Annotated in this window: 17 protein-coding genes and 1 pseudogene; 6 read left to right on the top strand and 12 right to left on the bottom strand. The window is 74.2% G+C overall.

Going from position 1 to position 18,515, the window contains the following annotated elements:
* Positions 1 to 100 precede the first annotated feature (100 nt).
* The 5 genes from dnaK (at position 101) to GD970_RS11145 (ending at position 4,745) form a co-directional block, all read left to right on the top strand.
* Entirely contained in the window at positions 101 to 1,969 is a 1,869-nt protein-coding gene (dnaK, locus tag GD970_RS11165) for a molecular chaperone DnaK (protein WP_152202963.1), read from the top strand.
* The gene (locus GD970_RS11160; RefSeq protein WP_226925289.1) at positions 1,966 to 2,625 is read left to right on the top strand and encodes a nucleotide exchange factor GrpE; all 660 of its coding nucleotides are present in this window, start codon (positions 1,966 to 1,968) and stop codon (positions 2,623 to 2,625) included. The genes dnaK and GD970_RS11160 overlap by 4 nt, the downstream gene beginning before the upstream one ends.
* Before the next feature lie 76 nt (positions 2,626 to 2,701).
* Positions 2,702 to 3,700, top strand: a complete 999-nt coding sequence (locus tag GD970_RS11155) for a DnaJ C-terminal domain-containing protein (protein ID WP_152202978.1) — start codon at positions 2,702 to 2,704, stop codon at positions 3,698 to 3,700.
* Between the two features lie 115 nt (positions 3,701 to 3,815).
* Entirely contained in the window at positions 3,816 to 4,247 is a 432-nt protein-coding gene (locus tag GD970_RS11150) for a heat shock protein transcriptional repressor HspR (RefSeq protein WP_152202962.1), read from the top strand.
* Between the two features lie 105 nt (positions 4,248 to 4,352).
* Entirely contained in the window at positions 4,353 to 4,745 is a 393-nt protein-coding gene (locus GD970_RS11145; RefSeq protein ID WP_152202961.1) for an STAS domain-containing protein, read from the top strand.
* A gap of 41 nt (positions 4,746 to 4,786) precedes the next feature.
* Here the strand turns inward: GD970_RS11145 and GD970_RS11140 are convergent, their stop codons facing one another.
* Both GD970_RS11140 and GD970_RS11135 read right to left on the bottom strand, forming a co-directional pair.
* Complete coding sequence (locus GD970_RS11140) at positions 4,787 to 5,245, bottom strand: HIT family protein (RefSeq protein ID WP_152202960.1); 459 nt, start codon at positions 5,243 to 5,245, stop codon at positions 4,787 to 4,789.
* Positions 5,242 to 7,346: pseudogene (locus GD970_RS11135) on the bottom strand (prolyl oligopeptidase family serine peptidase). Before GD970_RS11135 ends, GD970_RS11140 begins: the two are co-directional and overlap by 4 nt.
* A gap of 158 nt (positions 7,347 to 7,504) precedes the next feature.
* On the opposite strand from GD970_RS11135, the gene GD970_RS11130 reads away from it, so the two are divergent.
* Entirely contained in the window at positions 7,505 to 8,632 is a 1,128-nt protein-coding gene (locus GD970_RS11130; RefSeq protein WP_152202959.1) for an alpha/beta fold hydrolase, read from the top strand.
* 165 nt (positions 8,633 to 8,797) lie between these two features.
* Here GD970_RS11130 and GD970_RS11125 read toward each other — a convergent pair whose 3' ends face one another.
* The 10 genes from GD970_RS11125 to GD970_RS11080 all read right to left on the bottom strand — a co-directional run bounded on the left by GD970_RS11125 (position 8,798) and on the right by GD970_RS11080 (position 18,440).
* Entirely contained in the window at positions 8,798 to 10,024 is a 1,227-nt protein-coding gene (locus GD970_RS11125) for an acetyl-CoA C-acyltransferase (RefSeq protein ID WP_152202958.1), read from the bottom strand.
* Positions 10,021 to 10,683, bottom strand: coding sequence for a CoA transferase subunit B (locus GD970_RS11120; RefSeq protein ID WP_193314921.1), 663 nt, complete (start codon positions 10,681 to 10,683; stop codon positions 10,021 to 10,023). Before GD970_RS11120 ends, GD970_RS11125 begins: the two co-directional genes overlap by 4 nt.
* A 1-nt stretch (position 10,684) precedes the next feature.
* Complete coding sequence (locus GD970_RS11115) at positions 10,685 to 11,527, bottom strand: CoA transferase subunit A (protein WP_193314920.1); 843 nt, start codon at positions 11,525 to 11,527, stop codon at positions 10,685 to 10,687.
* 151 nt (positions 11,528 to 11,678) lie between these two features.
* Positions 11,679 to 12,590, bottom strand: coding sequence for an alpha/beta hydrolase (locus GD970_RS11110; protein WP_152202957.1), 912 nt, complete (start codon positions 12,588 to 12,590; stop codon positions 11,679 to 11,681).
* Entirely contained in the window at positions 12,587 to 13,255 is a 669-nt protein-coding gene (locus GD970_RS11105; protein WP_152202956.1) for a TetR/AcrR family transcriptional regulator, read from the bottom strand. The genes GD970_RS11110 and GD970_RS11105 overlap by 4 nt, the downstream gene beginning before the upstream one ends.
* The gene (locus GD970_RS11100) at positions 13,252 to 14,874 is read right to left on the bottom strand and encodes an AMP-binding protein (RefSeq protein ID WP_211489711.1); all 1,623 of its coding nucleotides are present in this window, start codon (positions 14,872 to 14,874) and stop codon (positions 13,252 to 13,254) included. Before GD970_RS11100 ends, GD970_RS11105 begins: the two co-directional genes overlap by 4 nt.
* Positions 14,871 to 16,040: a branched-chain amino acid ABC transporter permease gene (locus GD970_RS11095; RefSeq protein WP_152202955.1), complete on the bottom strand. Its 1,170-nt coding sequence runs from the start codon at positions 16,038 to 16,040 to the stop codon at positions 14,871 to 14,873. The genes GD970_RS11100 and GD970_RS11095 overlap by 4 nt, the downstream gene beginning before the upstream one ends.
* Positions 16,037 to 16,912 carry a branched-chain amino acid ABC transporter permease gene (locus GD970_RS11090; RefSeq protein ID WP_152202954.1) on the bottom strand — a complete coding sequence of 292 codons (876 nt, stop codon included), beginning with the start codon at positions 16,910 to 16,912 and terminating at the stop codon, positions 16,037 to 16,039. Before GD970_RS11090 ends, GD970_RS11095 begins: the two co-directional genes overlap by 4 nt.
* Positions 16,909 to 17,685, bottom strand: coding sequence for an ABC transporter ATP-binding protein (locus tag GD970_RS11085; protein ID WP_152202953.1), 777 nt, complete (start codon positions 17,683 to 17,685; stop codon positions 16,909 to 16,911). Before GD970_RS11085 ends, GD970_RS11090 begins: the two co-directional genes overlap by 4 nt.
* The gene (locus GD970_RS11080) at positions 17,682 to 18,440 is read right to left on the bottom strand and encodes an ABC transporter ATP-binding protein (RefSeq protein ID WP_152202952.1); all 759 of its coding nucleotides are present in this window, start codon (positions 18,438 to 18,440) and stop codon (positions 17,682 to 17,684) included. Before GD970_RS11080 ends, GD970_RS11085 begins: the two co-directional genes overlap by 4 nt.
* Positions 18,441 to 18,515: the final 75 nt, after the last annotated feature.

The raw sequence follows: 18,515 nt of genomic DNA, 5'->3' as shown, positions 1-18,515 counted from the left end.
CCGGGTTGAACATCTCCCGGCCAAGGCACAAACTTGAGTGCATACGACTCAAGACGACGCCGTGACCCGGATCGGCGCCCGAGATCGAAGGAGCACAAGCATGGCACGAGCGGTCGGTATCGACCTGGGCACCACCAACTCGGTGGTCTCCGTCCTCGAGGGCGGCGAGCCCACCGTCATCGCGAACGCCGAGGGGTCGCGCACCACCCCGTCGGTGGTCGCCTTCAGCAAGTCCGGCGAGGTCCTCGTCGGCGAGGTCGCCAAGCGGCAGGCCGTCACCAACGTCGACCGCACCATCTCCTCGGTCAAGCGCCACATGGGCACCGACTGGAACGTGGCGATCGACGACAAGAAGTACACCCCGCAGGAGATCTCCGCCCGCATCCTCGGCAAGCTCAAGAAGGACGCCGAGGCGTACCTGGGCGAGCCCGTCACCGACGCGGTCGTCACCGTCCCGGCCTACTTCAACGACGCCCAGCGCCAGGCGACCAAGGACGCCGGCCAGATCGCGGGCCTGAACGTCCTGCGCATCATCAACGAGCCGACGGCGGCCGCCCTCGCCTACGGGCTGGAGAAGGGCAAGGAGGACGAGCTCATCCTCGTCTTCGACCTCGGTGGCGGCACCTTCGACGTCTCCCTGCTCGAGGTGGGCAAGGACGACGACGGCTTCTCCACCATCCAGGTCCGCGCCACCAACGGCGACAACAAGCTCGGTGGCGACGACTGGGACCAGCGGGTCGTGGACTGGCTCGTCAAGCAGGTCAAGAACAAGGACGGCGTGGACCTGTCCAAGGACCGCATCGCCCTGCAGCGCCTGCGTGAGGCCGCCGAGCAGGCCAAGAAGGAGCTGTCCTCCGCGACCAGCACCAACATCTCCCTGCAGTACCTGTCGATGAGCGAGTCCGGCCCCATCCACCTGGACGAGAAGCTCACCCGGGCCGCCTTCCAGGAGATGACCGCCGACCTGCTTGAGCGGACCAAGACCCCGTTCCACAACGTCATCAAGGACGCCGGCATCCAGCTCAGCGACATCGACCACGTGGTCCTCGTCGGCGGCTCGACCCGCATGCCGGCCGTGAGCGATGTCGTGCGCGAGCTCACCGGCGGCAAGGAGCCTAACAAGGGCGTCAACCCGGACGAGGTCGTCGCCGTCGGCGCCGCTCTGCAGGCCGGCGTCATCAAGGGCGACCGCAAGGACGTCCTCCTCATCGACGTCACCCCGCTGTCCCTGGGCATCGAGACCAAGGGCGGGGTGATGACCAAGCTCATCGAGCGCAACACCGCCATCCCGACCAAGCGGTCCGAGGTGTTCTCCACCGCCGAGGACAACCAGCCGAGCGTGCTCATCCAGGTCTTCCAGGGCGAGCGCGACTTCGCCCGCGACAACAAGCCGCTGGGCACCTTCGAGCTGACCGGCATCGCCCCGGCCCCGCGCGGCATGCCGCAGATCGAGGTCACCTTCGACATCGACGCCAACGGCATCGTGCACGTCTCCGCCAAGGACCGCGGCACGGGCAAGGAGCAGTCGATGACGATCACCGGCGGCTCGGCCCTGCCCAAGGACGAGATCGACCGGATGGTCAAGGAGGCCGAGGCCCACGCGGCCGAGGACGCCAAGCGGCGCGAGGAGGCCGAGCTGCGCAACACCGCCGAGCAGCAGGTCTACTCCACCGAGAAGCTGCTCAGCGACAACGCCGACAAGCTGCCCGAGGCCGTGACCTCCGAGGTCCGCGAGGCCGTCGACGCCCTGAAGAAGGCGCTCGAGGGCGAGGACATCGAGGCCGTGCGCACCGCCCAGGCGGACCTGACGACCAAGAGCCAGAAGATCGGCGAGGCGCTGTACGCCAACCAGTCCGAGACCGCCAACCCCGGCGCCCAGGGCGCGCCGTTCGACGGCGCCACGCGCGGCTCGGAGGCCGACGACGACGTCGTCGACGCCGAGATCGTGGACGACGAGGAGACCAAGTGACGGACGAGACCCGAGCCCGCGAGGAGGACGTGGGCGCCGAGAAGCCCGTGGTGACCGACAAGCGGCGCATCGACCCCGAGACCGGCAAGCTGCGCGAGCACGGCGACCAGGCGGAGGCGGCGGCCGACCCGGCCGCCGCCCCGGCGGGGGCCGGCGCCCCCACGGCCGAGGCCGCCGCGGAGGCGCCGGCCGGCGAGGCGGACGCCGCCGCCGCGGCCCAGGCCGAGGCGCTGGACCTGGCCGACCAGCTGGCCCGGCGCAACGCCGACCTCTACAACGTCCAGCAGGAGTACAACGCCTACGTGCGCCGCTCCAAGGCGGACGCCGCCAACCAGCGGCAGGCCGGGGTGCACGACGTCGTCGAGGCGCTGCTCGGCGTCCTCGACGAGATCGAGCTCGCCCGCCAGCACGGGGACCTCACCGGCCCCGTGGGCGCGATCGCGGAGAAGCTCGAGAGCACCCTGGGCCAGCGCTTCGGGGTGGTGCGCTACGGCGCCGAGGGCGAGGAGTTCGACCCGGAGATCCACGACGCGCTCATGCACCAGGCGGACCCGGGAGCCACGGCCACCACCGTCACGCAGGTCCTCCAGCCCGGCTACCGTGCCGGGGAGAAGGTCCTGCGCGCGGCGCGCGTGGGCGTCACCGGCCCTCAATGACGGGCGAGACCACAGCAGGCAGGTGCCGCGGCGGGATTCCCGCCGCGGCACCGCACGATCGAGGAGGTGAGGCGTGATGACCGGCCAGGACTGGCTCGAGAAGGACTTCTACGCCACCCTCGGGGTCGCGAAGGACGCCGACGCTGACGCGATCAAGAAGGCCTACCGCAAGCTCGCCCGCAAGTACCACCCGGACCAGAACCCCGGGAACGCCGCCGCCGAGGAGAAGTTCAAGTCGGTCGGCGAGGCCTACGCCGTCCTCTCCGACCCCGAGCAGCGCAAGCAGTACGACGCGCTGCGCGCCATGGCCGGCGGCGGGGCGCGGTTCTCGGCCGGCTCCGGCGGGGCCGGCGCCGGGTTCGAGGACCTGTTCGGCGGCATGTTCGGCCAGGGCGCGCCGGGCGGCGCGCGGGTGCGGTACTCCACGACCGCGCCCTCGGGCACCGGCACCGGCACCGGTGGCTTCGAGGACATCCTCTCCGGCATGTTCGGCGGCGGGGGCTTCGGCTCCCGGCGCCGGGCCCAGCGCGGCGCGGACATCACCGCGAGCACCCGCCTGCCCTTCCGGCAGGCGGTCACCGGGGCGACGGTCCAGCTCACCGTGGACGGCCGGACGATGACCACGCGCATCCCGCCGGGGGTGCACGACGGGCAGAAGATCCGCCTGCGCGGCAAGGGCCAGCCCGGCACCGGCGGCGGGGAGCCGGGCGACCTCATCGTCGCCGTGCGGGTGGACCCGCACCCGGTGTTCTCCCTGGACGGGAAGAACCTGCGCCTGACGGTGCCGATCACGTTCGACGAGGCCGCCCTCGGCGCCACGATCGACGTGCCGACGCTGGACGGGCGCACGGTCAAGGTGAAGGTGCCGGCCGGCACGCCCTCGGGGCGCACGCTGCGGGTGCGGCACAAGGGGCTGGACCTGCCCACGGCGCCCGACGGCGACCTGCTGGTCACCGTCAACGTCGTGGTGCCGAGCCGGCTCAGCAGCGCGGCCAAGGCGGCGGTGAAGGCCTTCGCCGAGGCGAACGAGGGGGCCAACCCCCGGGCGGGGCTCACCGAGCTCGCCGCCCAGTAGGACCAGTAGGAGCGGACGTGACGGCGGGCCCCGCGCCCGCCGTCGGCGGTCGCCGCACCGGCCCGCCGGCCCCCGCCGGGCCGGGCCGGTGGCCGGCGGAGCGGAAGGAGGAGACATGGCATTGCAGGCCGGGGGACGTGAGGACGCACCCATCCTGACCGTCTCCGCCGCCGCCGAGCTGGCCGGGATGCACCCGCAGACCCTGCGCCAGTACGACCGCCTGGGCATCGTCGAGCCGCAGCGCACGCGCGGGCGCGGGCGGCGCTACACCCTGCGCGACGTCGCGCTGCTGCGCGAGGTCCAGCGGCTCAGCCAGGAGGAGGGCATCAACCTCGCCGGCATCAAGCGCATCCTCGACCTCCAGCGCGAGCTGGCCCAGGTCCGCTCCGAGCTGGACAACCTGCGCTCGGTGGTCGACCCCGGCCACCGGGTCTTCGCGGCGGGCCCGACCGGCGACGTCGTCGCCCTCCCGCGCGGCACCCGCGTGCGGCGGGTGACCACGACCAACGGTGGGGCGCTCGTCCTGTGGCGCCCCCGCGAGTACTGATCGTCACGGCCGAGAACCGCCCGGTATAGGCGTTTCGGTCGGCCCAGGCTTACCCTTGGACCAGCCGGGCCTTACCGGTGGTACACCCACAGAGAGATCCGGCTCATGACAGACACGGTGGAGACCCACTCCGAGGAGCGCTCGGGCAGCGAGGGGTCGACGGCGCTGCTGACCTCCGCCACCCGCAACCGCCTCGTCCTCTCCGGCGAGGTGGACATCAGCATGAACGAGGAGCTGGGCCAGGCCGCCGTCACCATCGAGCGCTCCGGCCTGCCGCTGGAGGTCGACGCGCGCAACGTCACCTTCATGGACTCGTCGGTCATCGCCGTCCTCGCCCGGCTGGCCTACCGGCTGCCGGACCGGCTGCGCATCATCCAGCCGCCGGACGTGGTCCGGTTCCTGCTGGAGGTCACCAAGATCGGGGAGATCGTCGACATCGTCGACGTCGACCCCGGCTTCCCCGGCCCGGAGCCGGAGCTGGGCGAGATGCTGGGCTGACCCAGCCCCCTCCCGCGAGACGTCATCTCGGTACCGAGACGTCATTTGGGTGCCGAGACGTCATCTCCACGCTGAGACATTCCTCGCTCCGCGAGCTGGCGCAGCCGCGCCGCGACGTCGTCGAGCTCGGCGCGCGAGGGCGGCTCGTGCCGCTCGTCGGTGATCCGCAGCCCGTCGTCGGCCCGGCGCGGGATGACGTGCAGGTGCACGTGAAAGACGTGCTGGCCGGCCGCCGCGCCGTCCGACAGGTGCAGGTTCACGCCCTCGGACCACCCCGGGTCGGCCCGCAGCGCCACGGCCAGCTCGTGCGCCAGGCGCCAGATGGCCGCGCCGGTCTCCGGCGGCAGGTCCGCCAGCCCGGTGGCGTGGGCGCGGGGCACGACCAGCACGTGGCCGGGGTTGACCGGGGCGGTGGTGAGGAAGGCCAGGACCTCCCCGGCGTCGCGGACCACGCTGGCCGGCTCGGTGCCGGCGGCGATGCCGCAGAAGACGCAGCTCACCCCAGCCGCTGCCACAGGAACTCGAAGGCGAGGGCCTGCATGAACGCCGCCTGGGCGTTGGTGGCCGCGCCGCCGTGGCCGCCCTCGATGTTCTCGAAGGAGAGCACGTCCTTGCCGGCGGCGAGCATCTTGGCGGCCATCTTGCGCGCGTGGCCCGGGTGCACCCGGTCGTCGCGGGTGGAGGTGGTGAACAGGACCGGCGGGTAGTCGGCGGCCGGGTCGAACAGGTGGTAGGGCGAGAAGGTCCGCAGGTACTCCCACTGCTGGGGGTCGTCCGGGTCGCCGTACTCGGCCATCCAGGACGCCCCGGCGAGCAGGTGGGAGTACCGGCGCATGTCCAGCAGCGGCACCTGGCACACGATCGCCCCGAACAGCTCGGGGTAGCCGGTGAGCATGTTGCCCACGAGCAGGCCGCCGTTGGAGCCGCCCTGGGCGCCGAGGTGGGCGGGGTCGGTCACCCCGCGGGTGACGAGGTCGCGGGCCACGGCGGCGAAGTCCTCGTAGGCGCGGTGACGGTGCTCGCGCAGCGCCGCCTGGTGCCACCGCGGCCCGTACTCCCCGCCCCCGCGGATGTTCGCCACGACGTACACCCCGCCCCGGGCCAGCCAGGAGCGCCCCACCGCGCCGGAGTACGCGGGCAGGCGGGAGACCTCGAAGCCGCCGTAGCCGGCGAGCAGGGTCGGCGCCGGACGCCCGCCGGGCGCGGCCGGCTCCCCGGAGACCTGGAAGTACGGCACCCGGGTGCCGTCGTCGGACCTGACGAAGTGCTGCTCGACGTCAGGCCGGTGGCGTCGAAGAACGCGGGCAGGGACTTCAGGCGCTCGACGCCCACGGTGACGCCGTCGGCGTCGAGGTCGAGCCGGGAGAGGGTGGTGGGGGAGAGGAACCCCGAGGTGCTCAGCCACAGGGCGTCCTCCTCGTCGGGGTCCACCGCGCCGACGGCGATGGTGGCCAGCGCGGGGACGGCGCCGGCGTCCTCGCCAAGGTCCAGCGGGCGGCGCCGCCACGGGCCGGCGTCGGCCGGCGGGGTGAGCACCTCGAGCCGGTTGGTCACGTCGTCGAGGATGTTGAGCACCAGGTGGTGGCGGGTCCAGGAGGCCCCGGCGAGGGAGGTGGTGGCGGTGGGGGCGTAGAGCACCTCGAAGTCGCGCCCGCCGGCGAGGAAGTCGGCGAAGCGGGTGGCCAGCAGGGCCCCGCCGGGGTAGGTGCGGCCCGCCACCTCCCAGTCCTCGCGCAGCTCGACGGTGAGCCACTCGCGCTGCACCCCCGGCTCCGCCGAGCGGGGCACGTCGAGCCGGGTCAGCGCGCCGTCCTGGAGCAGGTAGGTGTCGGAGTCGTAGAACGCCCGGGAGCGCACCACGAAATCGCGCTCGAAGCCGGGGGTGGTGTCGTGCACGGCGACGACGGACAGGTCCGTGCGCTCGCCGGCGAAGATCTCCGGCGCCTCGGCCAGCGGCGCCCCGCGCTGCCACCGCCGCACGGTGCGGGGGTAGCCGGAGGTGGTCATCGACCCGTCGCCGACGTCGGTGTAGACGAAGACCTCCTCGCCCGCGGCGTCCGCCCAGCCCATGCCGCCCTTGGACTCGGGGCGGTGGAAGCCGTCGGGCACGAAGGTCTTCGTCACGAGGTCGAACTCGCGGGTCTCGTCCGCGTCGGAGCCACCGCGGGAGAGGGACACCAGCGCGCGGGTGAAGGACGGGCGCAGCACCCGGGCGCCGTGCCACACCCAGCCGACCCCCTCGGCCTCGGCGAGGGCGTCGACGTCGATGAGCACCTCCCACTCCGGCTCGGCGGTGCGGTAGGACGCCCAGGTGGTGCGCCGCCACACCCCGCGCACGTGCTCGGCGTCCGTCCAGAAGTTGTAGAGGTGCTCGCCGCGCTGGACGACGCCGGGGATCTTCGCGGTGGAGTCGAGGACCTCGAGGATGCCCGTGCGCAGCTCCTCGAAGCGGGGCGAGGTGGTCAGCGCCGCCTGGGCCTCGGCGTTGCGGGCCCGGACCCAGGCCAGGGCCTCCTCGCCCTCGACGTCCTCGAGCCAGCCGTACGGGTCCGCGGCCACCAGGGTGGCCGCGGACCGGTCGGGGTCGGTGGTGCTCGTCATGACCGCTATCCCATCACGCCGCGGCGCCGGGCGGGCGGCGCCGGGCCTGCCGGCGTCCGGCACGCCGCCGAGCAGCGGAAACGCGTCGGCGGGACCTCACGGCGGCCTACCCTGCTGCCCGGGGGCGGCGACGGGGCTGCCCGGAGCGGAGGGGACCCATGAGCCAGCTGCACGAGTTCGACGTGCCGACGGAGCGGTTGCGGGTGCACGTGCGCGCCGCCTCGGCGGAGGTGACAGGCGACGGCGACGGCGCGGCCGGGTGGGCGCAGCGCACCGCCGGGCAGCCCGCGGTCGTGCTGGTCCACGGCAACTGCTCCTCCTCGGCCTTCTTCCACCGCCTGCTCGAGCAGCTCCCCGACGGCTACCGGGGCGTCGCGCCGGACCTGCGCGGTTTCGGCGACACCGAGCCGCTGCCCATCGACGCCACCCGCGGCATGCGGGACTTCGCCGACGACGTCGTCGCGGTCATGGCCGCGCTGGGCATCGACCGGGCCGACTTCGTGGCCCACTCCGCCGGCGCCGGCGTGGTCATGCAGCTGGCGATCGACCACCCCGAGCGGGTGGGCGCGATCCTCCTCGAGGCGCCGATGTCGCCCTACGGCTTCGGCGGCACCCGCGGCGCGGAGGGGGCGCCGGTGTGGGACGACCACGCCGGCTCCGGCGGGGGCACGGCCAACACGGACTTCGCCGCCGCCATCGCCGCCGGGGATCGGGGCACCGAGCACCCGCACTCCCCGCGCAACGTCTTCCGCGCCTTCTACGTCGCGCCCGGCTTCGTGCCCGAGGACGAGGAGCTGCTCCTCGACTCGGTCCTCTCGACCCGCATCGGGGACGGGCACTACCCCGGCCCGTCGGTGCCCAGCGAGCACTGGCCGGGCGTCGCGCCGGGCACGACCGGCATGAACAACGCCATCTCGCCCGCGTTCTTCGACGTCAGCGACTTCGCCGAGGTGCGCGGCGTGGGCCCGGTCACGTGGGTGCGCGGCAACCGCGACGCCATCGTCTCCGACGCGTCGCTGTTCGACCTGGGCAACCTCGGCGCGCTGGGCGCGATCCCGGGCTGGCCCGGCGAGGAGGTCTACCCCAGCCAGCCGATGGTCGCCCAGATGCGCGCGGTCCTCGACCGCTTCGCGGCGAACGGCGGCGCCTACGAGGAGGTAGTGCTCCAGGGGGTGGGGCACAGCCCGCACCTGGAGGTGCCGGGCCGCTTCCGGGACCTGCTTGCCGGGGCCCTGGCCGCGGGCCGCGCGGCCGAGCCGCAGGCCGCGCCGGACCCGGCCGGCTGACCCGCCGCGCCGGACCCGTCGGGCCGACCGCGCCCTGCTCGGCGCCGGCGGCGCCGAGCAGGGCACGACGGGACGTGCGCCGGGACGCGCGCCCGGGCGTCCTGACGCGGAACGAGGTCGAGGTCCTGGTCGCGGCGACGACCAGGACCTCGACCTCGTCGGCGCTCAGGCCTCGAGCAGCAGGGCCTCGCCCTGGCCGCCGCCGCCGCACAGCCCCACCGCGGCCCGGCGGACGCCGTCGGCGGCCAACTGGTGGGCGGCGTGGACGACGAGGCGGGCGCCGGAGGCGCCGATGGGGTGGCCGATGGCGATGCCGCCGCCGTGCGGGTTGACGTTCGCGGGGTCGGCGCCGAGCTCGGTCACGGACTGGGCCACCACGGCGCCGAAGGCCTCGTTGATCTCGATGAGGTCCAGGTCGGCGGTGTCCCAGCCCTGGCGCTTCAGCGCGGTGGCGATGGCCCGGGCGGGCTGGGCGTGCAGGGAGGTGTCCGGCCCGGCGACCTGCCCGGCGGCCCGCACCGTGGCCATCACCGGCCAGCCGCGCTCGGTGGCCACCCGGCGGGTGGTCAGGACCACCGCGGCGGCGCCGTCGGAGATCGGCGAGGCGTTCCCGGCGGTGATCGACCCGCCCTCGACGAACGCCGGCCGCAACCTCGCCAGGGACTCCACGGTGGTGTCGGGGCGGATGCCCTCGTCCCGGTCCACCACCGTCTCACCCTTCCGGCTGGTCACCGTCAGCGGCACGACCTCGCCGGCGAAGACCCCCGCCTCCCAGGCGGCGGCGGCGCGCTGGTGGGAGGCGGCGGCGACGGCGTCCTGCTGCTCCCTCGTGAGCGGGTACCGCTCGGTGGTGTACCGCTCGGTGGCGGTGCCCATGGCCTCGTGGTCGAAGGCGTCGGTCAGCCCGTCGTGGGCGGTGTGGTCCAGCAGCGTCACCGGCCCGTAGGCGTAGCCCGTGCGGGAGCCGGGCAGCAGGTGCGGGGCGTTGGTCATCGACTCCATGCCGCCGGCGACGACGACGTCGGCCTCCCCCGACCGCAGCAGCCGGGCGGCGTCGATGACCGCGGTCAGCCCGGACAGGCACACCTTGTTCACCGTGGCGGTGTGCGCCGACCAGCCGATGCCGGCGCCGATGGCGGCCTGCCGGGCGGGGTTCTGGCCGACCCCGGCCTGCAGGACCTGGCCCAGGATCACCGCCTCGACCTGCCCGGGGTCGATGCCCGCCCGCTCCAGCGCGCCGCGAATGGCGGCGGCGCCGAGCTGGACGGCGGTAAAGGACGCGAGCTGGCCGCGCAGCTTGCCCTGCGGGGTGCGCGCCGCCCCCACGACGACGACGTCGCCCGGCTCCGCGGCCGGCGGGCGGGTGCCGTCGGTGGTCTCGTTGACGCTCATGCCTGCACCTCCACGGCACTCAGCTCCTCGGACACGGCCAGCTCCGGCTCGGTGCGCTCCCGCACCTCCTCGACGCTCACGCCGGGGGCGGTCTCGACGAGCACCAGCCCCGCTTCGGTGACGTCGATGACGGCGAGGTCGGTGATGATCCGGTCCACCACGCCGCGGCCGGTCAACGGCAGGGAGCACTCGCCCACGATCTTCGCCGCCCCGTTCTTCGCGTTGTGCTCCATCAGGACGATGACCTTCCCGGCGCCGTGGACCAGGTCCATCGCCCCGCCCGGGCCCTTGACCATCTTCCCCGGGATCATCCAGTTCGCCAGGTCCCCGGAGGCCGAGACCTGCATGCCGCCCAGGATCGCGACGTCGATCTTCCCGCCCCGGATCATCCCGAAGGACAGCGCCGAGTCGAAGAACGCCGCCCCCGGCAGGGTGGTGACCGTCTCCTTGCCCGCGTTGATCAGGTCCGGATCCACCTCGCCCTCTACCGGGTACGGCCCCACGCCGAGAATGCCGTTCTCCGACTGCAGCACCACCTCCCGGCCCTCGGGGACGTAGTTGGGCACCAGGGTCGGCAGCCCGATGCCGAGGTTGACGTACGCGCCGTCGGGCAGCTCCAGGGCCGCCCGCGCCGCCATCTGCTGACGGGTCAGTGCCATCTCAGGCCTCCTTGCCTGTGCTCGCGCCCGCGGCGGTGGCGCCGTCGCTGCCGGCCCCGGCACCGATGGTGCCGCCTTCGCGCACGGTGCGCTTCTCGATCCGCTTCTCGATGTCGGTGCCCACGTGGACCACGCGGTGGACGTAGATGCCCGGCAGGTGGATCTCGTCGGGGTCGAGCTGACCGGGCTCGACGAGCTCCTCGACCTGGGCGATGCACACCCGCCCGGCCATCGCGGCCAGCGGGGAGAAGTTCCGCGCCGCCTTGTTGAACACCAGGTTCCCGTGCCGGTCGCCCTTCGCGGCGTGCACGAGGGCGAAGTCGGTCGTGATGGCCTCCTCCAGGACGAACTCGCGCTCGGACCCGGCGAAGGCGAACGTGCGGGTCTCCTTGACCGGGGAGGCCACCGCCACCCCGCCGGACCCGTCGTACCGGCGCGGCAGGCCGCCCTCGGCGACCTGCGTGCCCACCCCGGTGGGGGTGAAGAACGCCGCGATCCCGGACCCGCCCGCGCGCAGCTTCTCCGCCAGCGTGCCCTGCGGGGTCAGCTCGACCTCGAGCTCGCCGGAGAGGAACTGCCGCTCGAACTCCTTGTTCTCCCCCACGTACGAGGCGGTCATCTTCGCCAGCCGGCCCGCGCCGAGCAGCAGCCCTAGGCCCCAGTCGTCCACCCCGCAGTTGTTCGACACCACCTTGAGGTCGCCCACGCCGGTGGCCAGCAGCGCCTCGATCAGCACCATCGGGTTGCCCGACAGGCCGAACCCGCCCACCGCCAGCGACGCGCCGTCGCCGATGTCCGCGACCGCCTCCGCGGCCGACCCCACCACCTTGTCCAACCCGTTCACGCCGGGACCTCCTCGTCGCTCATGCCTCTGGGTACTGTGCACTCCCCGCCTCGGGCGGGGAACGGCGATGTGTCGATAGCGGCCATCACCCGCGTCGATCCGGGTGCGCCCGCGGCGTCGCCGCGCTCACGTCGCCGCCCTGGCGTCGCCTTCACGGCGTCGCCGCCACGTGCGCGGTGACCTCGCGGGCGACGGCGGCCGCGCCGGCGGGGGTCATGACGATCGTGTAGTGGTTGACGTCCGGGACCTCCACCACGCGCAGCGTCGGCAGCCGCCCAGCCCACTCGCGGACCTGGTCCGCCGGGTAGAGCGGGGCGTCGGCGAGCAGGCCCGCGGGGGCGCGCAGGAACGCGGCGGGCACGGCGAGCGCGCCGAGGGCCAGCAGCAGGGACTCGCCGGTGAACAGCTCGCGCTGGTCGCCGGTCATCGCCTCCAGGCGGGCCGAGGAGCGGTAGGCGTCGTCGGCCGGCTCGAGGTCGTAGTCGAAGTACGCGCCCAGGTCCTCGCCCCAGTGCCCGGCGAAGGCCGGGTGCGCCTGCCAGAAGGCGCGGTAGGCGTCGGTGTCGGAGAAGGTCATGGCCAGGCGCTGGGCGGCCGGACCGAGGACCGCCGCCATGGCGGCGTCGGGGTCGACGCCGGCCGGCAGGGCCAGCGGCAGCCCGCCGTCGACGAGGACGAGGGAGCGGACCAGCCCGGGATGGCGGTGGGCGAGGACGACGGCGACGAACCCGCCCATCGAGTGCCCGGCGACCACGACGTCGTCGAGCCCGAGGTGCGCGGCGAGGGCGGCGACGTCGTCGGCGTGGCGGGCCATGCCGTACGGGCCGGGCAGGGCGTTGGACCGGCCGCGTCCGCGCAGGTCGGGCGCGACGACCCGGACCCCGGGCAGCGCGGGGGCCATCCAGCCCCAGGCCCGGTGGGTGGCGGTGATCCCGTGGACGGCCAGGACGGTCGGCGCCTCCGCGGCGCCGTCCGCGGGCTCCCACACCCCGGCGTGCAGGGTGCCGCCGTCGACGGCGACGTCGACCTCCGAGTAGGTGTGCGCGGCGAGGCTGGTGCTCATGCGGTCCGTCCTTCCGTCGGGGTCCCCGCGGTGGGGGAGAGGGCGCGCTCGACCAGGCGCATGGTGGCGTCGAAGATCTCGGGCGGGAGGCCGGGCCGCTCCTCCGGCGTCGTCGCGCCGTTGCGGGCCGCGGCGCCGTCGGGCTGCTCCCACAGCACCCAGCGCATGCCGGCCATCTCCCCGATGCCCATCAGCGCCCAGGCGGCCACCTCGGGGTCGATCTCCTCGGCGAGCTCGCCGTGCACGCGGGCCGCGCGCAGGCCGGCCACGTACCCGTCGGCGATGCGCTCGTAGTGCTCGCGCAGCACGTGCGGGGCGACGATCTCGGCCTGGCGCATGATCCGGTACAGCGCCGGGTTGGCGGCGGTGAAGCGGAAGTAGGCGGCGAACCCGGCGCGCTCGGCGGCCAGGCGGCCGGTCTCGGCGCTGGAGGCGGCGACCATGGCCCGGCGCACCCGCTGGTTCAGGTCGCGCACCACCTCCTCGAACACCTCCTGCTTGGAGGCGAAGTAGAGGTAGAAGGTGCCCTGGCCGACCTCGGCGGCCGCGGTGATCCTGACGATCGAGGCGTCGTGGTAACCGCGCTCGGCGAAGACCTGGGTGGCGACGTCGAGGATCCGGGCCCGGGTGCGCCCGCCGCGCTCGGTGCGCGGCAGGGCGCTCACCGGGCCTCCTCGGCGGACGCGGGGGCCGGCGGGGTCACCAGCCGCAGCGGCGCGGCCGGCGCCGCCGGCGGGGGTGGCGCGGCGTCGGGCCGGCCCAGCGCACCGCGGCGCAGCTTGTGCAGCGCCGTGCGGGGCAGCTCGTCGACGAAGCCGACGCTGCGCGGGGCCTTGAACGCCGCCAGGCGGGTGCGCGCGTGGGCGATGACGTCCTCGGCGGTCAGCGCCGCGCCGGGGCGGGGCACGACGTAGGCGTGGCCGACCTCGCCCCAGCGGGCGTCGGGCACGCCGACCACGGCGGCCTCGGCGATGTCCGGGTGGGCGGTCAGGGCGGCCTCCACCTCGGCGGGGGAGATGTTCTCCCCGCCGGAGATGTACATGTCGGTGAGGCGGTCGACGACGCGGAAGTACCCGTCGCCGTCGCGCTCGACGAGGTCGCCGGTGCGCAGCCACCCCTCGCGCACCGCCGCGGCGGTGGCCTCGGGGTCGCGCAGGTAGCCGGCGAAGACGGCCGGCCCGCGCACGAGCAGCTCGCCGCGGCCCGGCCCGGCCACCAGCTCGCCGGTGGTGGGGTCGGCCACGGCCACCTCGACGTGGGGGTAGGGCTTGCCGACCGATCCCAGGTGGGTGGCGGCGTCGCCGGCGGGCAGCGCGAGCACGTTGGGGCCGGCCTCGGTCAGCCCGTAGCCCTGGGTGACCCGCACCCCGCGGGCGTGCCAGGTGCGCAGCAGCGCCTCGGGCATGGTGGCCCCGCCCACGACGGCGTGGGTCAGGCTGGACAGGTCGGCGGTGGCGAAGTCCGGGTGCTCGGCCAGGAGCTGGTAGTTCGTCGGCACGCCCATCATCGTGGTGACGCGGTGCGCGGCGACGGCGGCCAGCGCCCGGCCGGGGTCGAAGTCCGGCTCGAGGACCACGGTGGCGCCGGTCCACCAGGCCAGCAGCGGCTGGATGTTCCACCCGCCCACGTGGAACTGGGGCAGCACGGCGAGCACGACGTCCTCGGCGGTCAGCCCGGTGGCCCCGGCGAGGGAGAGGTTGGTCCAGAAGCAGTTGGCGTGGGTGAGCACCACGCCCTTGGGCGCCTTGGCGGTGCCGGAGGTGTACACGACGAGCAGCGGGTCGTCGTCGGCCACCGGTCGGGGTCCGGCCGGCGCGGCAAGGTCGGTGCGCACCGGGTGCGGCACGTGTGCCTCGACGCCGTCGGCTCCCAGCAGTTCCACGGCCGGGGCGGGGTCCGTCCCGGCGAGCGCGGCCCGGGCGGCCTCGGCCAGCGGGGCCTGGACCAGTACGAGCGCGGGGCGGGAGTGCCGCAGCTGGTAGGCGAGCTCCTCGCCGGCCAGCCGCCAGGACAGCGGGACGAGCACGAGCCCGGCCTTGGCGCAGGCGAAGAAGAGCACGACGTGGTCGGTGCTGTTGCGGGTGAGCGTGGAAATGCGATCGCCGTGGCCGTACCCGGCGCGCAGGAGCCGCTCGGCCAGCGCGGTGGCGCGGGCGTCGAGCTGGGCGTAGGTGGTGCGCCGCCCGCGCTCGTCGACGGCGACCTTGGCCGGGGTCAGCCGGGCGCGGTCGGTGGTCCACCGGCCCAGGGTGTGCCGGTCCGCGGCCGGGGGCAGGGCGCTCACGTCAGCTCCTCGAGCCGGCGGCGCTGGGCGGTCGTCGCCGACTCCGCGCCGGAGGACCGCCGTCCGGCGCCCCGGGTGCGCAGCCGCTCCACCGCGCCGGCGATACCGCCGGGCAGGAACAGCACCACGAGGATGAACAGCACCCCGAGGATGAACAGCGGCTCGCTCAGCGGCACGCGCAGCACCGCCGGCAGGCCGTCGACGAAGGCCGAGGAGGCGAAGACGCCGAGGCGCTGGTCCAGCAGGGTGTACACGACGGCGCCGACGATCGCGCCCCACCGCGAGCCCACCCCGCCGAGGACGACCATGACGAGCACCGTGATGGTGAAGTCCGCCGAGGAGATCTGCGGGACCGCCTGGGACTGCAGCACGAGGTAGGCCATGCCGATGACGGCGGCCAGCGCGGCGGCGATGACGAAGGTGAGCAGCCGGATGAGGTAGGGCTGCTGGCCGATGACCCGCACCCGCATCTCGTTCTCCCGGGTGGCCTCGACCACGTGGCCGGCGCGGGAGCGCTGCACCCAGGTCACGACGACGTACACGGCGACCAGGACCGCCAGGGCCACCCAGTAGATCGTGCGGGTGTTGACCACCCCGACCAGGGCGTCCGGAACGTTGTCGGTGCGCAGCCCCACACCCTCCTCGCCGCCGGTGAGCTTCCCGGGGTTGCGGCGCACCAGCACGTTGCCGGCCTGGGCGAAGGCGAGAGTGACCATGGCGAAGGAGACGCCGGTGACGCGCAGCGAGATGGCGCCGACGACGTGGGCTAGCACGACCGCGCCCACGAGCACGAGCGCGCCGGCCTGCAGCAGCCCGAGCTCGGTGTGCTCGAGGAGGATGCCCAGCCCGTACGCGCCGGCGGCGAAGTACAGGGCGTGACCGAAGCTGAGCATGCCCGCCACCCCGTAGAGCAGGTGGTAGCTCAGCGCCAGCGCCGCGAAGAGCAGGCACAGCGCCATGAGGTGCAGGCTGCCCGGGGTGTAGGTCGGCCCGGGCAGCACCCCAGGCAGCGGGATGTTGAGCAGCGGCAGGCAGAACATCACCACGACCACGGCGATGCCCACCAGCCAGGGCGTCAGGGCCCGGCGGGAGAGGGGGCGGCCGGCGGTGCGTGGCTCGGTCGCGGGCGCGTCGGTGCGCCGGGGGGCCTGGGTGGGGGTGGTCATGCCTTCGCTCCCATGAGTCCGGAGGGCCGCACCAGCAGGACGACGGCGAGGGCGAGCACCGCGATGAGGTCGCCCACGCCCTGCAGGTAGTAGTTGGCCAGCTGCTGCGGGACGGCCACGAGCACGGCCGCGACCGCCGCCCCGCCGAGGGAGCCCAGGCCGCCGATGACGGTGACGATGAAGGCGAAGATCAGCAGCGTGGCGCCCAGGTGCGCGGAGACGTAGTCGAAGTACTGCGAGGCGAGCACCCCGCCCAGGCCGGCGGCCGCGCCGCCGATCGAGAAGACCAGGGTGAACGACCGGCGCACGTCGATGCCCAGCGCGGTGACCATCGCCCGGTTCTCCACCCCGGCCCGGATGACGAGGCCGTAGCGGGTGTGCCGGAGGAACAGCACGAGCGCGGCGAGCACGGCGACGGCGACGGCGACGACGAGGAAGCGGTCGTTGGGGATCCGCGCCCCGAGGACCGTGGTGGTGGAGGCGAGCCAGCTCGGGCCGGAGATGAAGATCGCGTTGGTGCCCCACACGCCCTCGAAGAGCGCGACGGTGGCCAGGCCCAGCCCGACGGTGACGAGGACCTGCTCGATGTGGCGGTTGTACAGGGGCCGGATGAGCAGCAGCTCGGTGAGGGCGGCGATGGCGGCACCGGCCACGGCGCCGACGAGCAGGGCCAGCAGGAACCCGGACCACGTCGTCGCCCCGACCCGGCGGGCGACCTCCCAGCCGGCGAAGGCGCCGAGGGTGAGGAAGGAGCCGTGGGCGAAGTTGAGCACGCCCATGAGCCCGTAGATGAGGGACAGGCCGGAGGCGACGAGGAAGTACAGGGCGCCCAGGCCCAGGCCGGTGATCAGCAGCAGGACGATGGTGCTCACTTCGCGCCCTCCGGTGCGGTGGCGGCGGCGTCGCCGGGGGTGGGGGTGGCCGCCGCGGCGGCCACCGTGCCGGCGGTGTCGGCGTGGACGCCGAGGAGCCGCTGGACGGCGTCGGGGTCGGCGAGCAGGTCGCGGGCGGGACCGGTGTGGACCACCCGCCCCGAGTCGACGACGACGGCGCCCTCGGCCAGCCGCTCGATGACGGGCAGGTTCTGCTCGACGAGGAGGATCGGCACGGTGCGCGCGGCCTCCTCGAGGGCCTCGGCGACCTCGGTGACGATCTTGGGGGCCAGGCCCTTCGTCGGCTCGTCCACGAGGAGCAGGCGGTTGTCGTTGAGCAGCGCCCGGGCCAGGGACAGCATCTGCTGCTGGCCGCCGGAGAGGGTGCCGGCGCGCTGCCCGGACCGCTTGACCAGGTCGGGGAAGAGCGCGGCGACGAGGTCGCGGCGCGGGGCGGCGTCCCGCTCGGCCAGGCGCAGGTTCTCCGCGACGGTGAGGGAGCCGAACACCTCCCGGTCCTCGGGCACGTAGCCGATGCCGCGGCGGACGATGCGGTGGGTGTCCTCCCGGTCGATGCGGGCACCGTCGAAGACGACCTTCCCCGACCGGCCGATGAGACCGAGGACCGCCTTGATGGTGGAGGTCTTGCCGACCCCGTTGCGGCCGAGGACGGCGGTGACGCCGGTGGCCGGGACGGTGAAGGTGATGTCCTCGATGACCTGCTGGCCGCCGATGGCGGCGGAGAGGTGCTCGACCTCGAGGATGGGGCTCATACGGCGGCTCCCAGGTAGGCGCTCTGCACGAGCGGGTCGGCCATGATGGCGGCGGGCTCGTCCAGCGCGAGGATGGTGCCCTGGTGCAGCACGGCGACCCGCTCGACCAGGCCGAGGACCACGTCGATGTGGTGCTCGACCATCAGGACGGTGCACCCGTGGTGGCGGTGCAGGCGGCGGATGACCTCGGACAGGCCCGGGACGTCGGCCCGGGCGACGCCGGCCATCGGCTCGTCCAGCAGGATGACCGACGGCTCCATGGCGAGCAGGACGGCGATCTCGAGCTTGCGCTTGTCGCCGTGGGACAGCCCGCCCGCCGGGACGTCGGCGAGCTCGAGCAGGCCGACCTCCTCCAGGTGGGCCTGGGCCTCACGGGAGGCGTCGTCGCCGCGGCGGGGGAAGCGCAGCACCGAGAGGTTGCCGCCGAGGCGGCGCTGGGCGGAGAGGCGGACGTTCTCCAGCACGCTCAGCCCGGGGAAGAGGTTGGAAGTCTGGAAGGTCCGGCCCAGGCCGGCCTTGGCGCGGCGGTGGACCGGCTCGTGGGTGATGTCAGTGCCGGCCAGGCGGATCCGGCCCGCGGTGGGGGCGTGGATCCCCGAGATCATGTTGAACAGGGTGGTCTTGCCCGCCCCGTTGGGGCCGATGACGCCGATCATCTCGCCGGGCGTCACCTCGAGGTTGACGTCGGTGAGGATCCGCGCGCCGCCGACCTGAAAGCTCAGGGACTCGACGGCGAGCGCGGGGGTGCTGGGCATGGTGGTCCTCTCGGGCCTCGACGATCCGCGACCGGGCTGTTCTGGCCTGGGGCCGACGCGGCGGCGGTGCCGTGG

It is taken from the genome of Georgenia thermotolerans (genome assembly GCF_009193185.1).
In the GTDB taxonomy this organism is placed as follows: domain Bacteria; phylum Actinomycetota; class Actinomycetes; order Actinomycetales; family Actinomycetaceae; genus Georgenia; species Georgenia thermotolerans.
The sequence above is the reverse complement of the archived record's forward strand: the minus strand, read 5'-3'. Positions and strand labels throughout refer to the sequence as shown.

Bases quoted from the DNA above. Each gene is read 5' to 3' on its own strand.
- dnaK (WP_152202963.1), top strand. From the start codon at position 101: ATGGCACGAGCGGTCGGTATCGACCTGGGCACCACCAACTCGGTGGTC.
- GD970_RS11155 (WP_152202978.1), top strand. From the start codon at position 2,702: ATGACCGGCCAGGACTGGCTCGAGAAGGACTTCTACGCCACCCTCGGG.
- GD970_RS11150 (WP_152202962.1), top strand. From the start codon at position 3,816: ATGGCATTGCAGGCCGGGGGACGTGAGGACGCACCCATCCTGACCGTC.
- GD970_RS11145 (WP_152202961.1), top strand. From the start codon at position 4,353: ATGACAGACACGGTGGAGACCCACTCCGAGGAGCGCTCGGGCAGCGAG.
- GD970_RS11130 (WP_152202959.1), top strand. From the start codon at position 7,505: ATGAGCCAGCTGCACGAGTTCGACGTGCCGACGGAGCGGTTGCGGGTG.
- GD970_RS11125 (WP_152202958.1), bottom strand. From the start codon at position 10,024: ATGAGCGTCAACGAGACCACCGACGGCACCCGCCCGCCGGCCGCGGAG.
- GD970_RS11120 (WP_193314921.1), bottom strand. From the start codon at position 10,683: ATGGCACTGACCCGTCAGCAGATGGCGGCGCGGGCGGCCCTGGAGCTG.
- GD970_RS11110 (WP_152202957.1), bottom strand. From the start codon at position 12,590: ATGAGCACCAGCCTCGCCGCGCACACCTACTCGGAGGTCGACGTCGCC.
- GD970_RS11095 (WP_152202955.1), bottom strand. From the start codon at position 16,040: ATGACCACCCCCACCCAGGCCCCCCGGCGCACCGACGCGCCCGCGACC.
- GD970_RS11085 (WP_152202953.1), bottom strand. From the start codon at position 17,685: ATGAGCCCCATCCTCGAGGTCGAGCACCTCTCCGCCGCCATCGGCGGC.
- GD970_RS11080 (WP_152202952.1), bottom strand. From the start codon at position 18,440: ATGCCCAGCACCCCCGCGCTCGCCGTCGAGTCCCTGAGCTTTCAGGTC.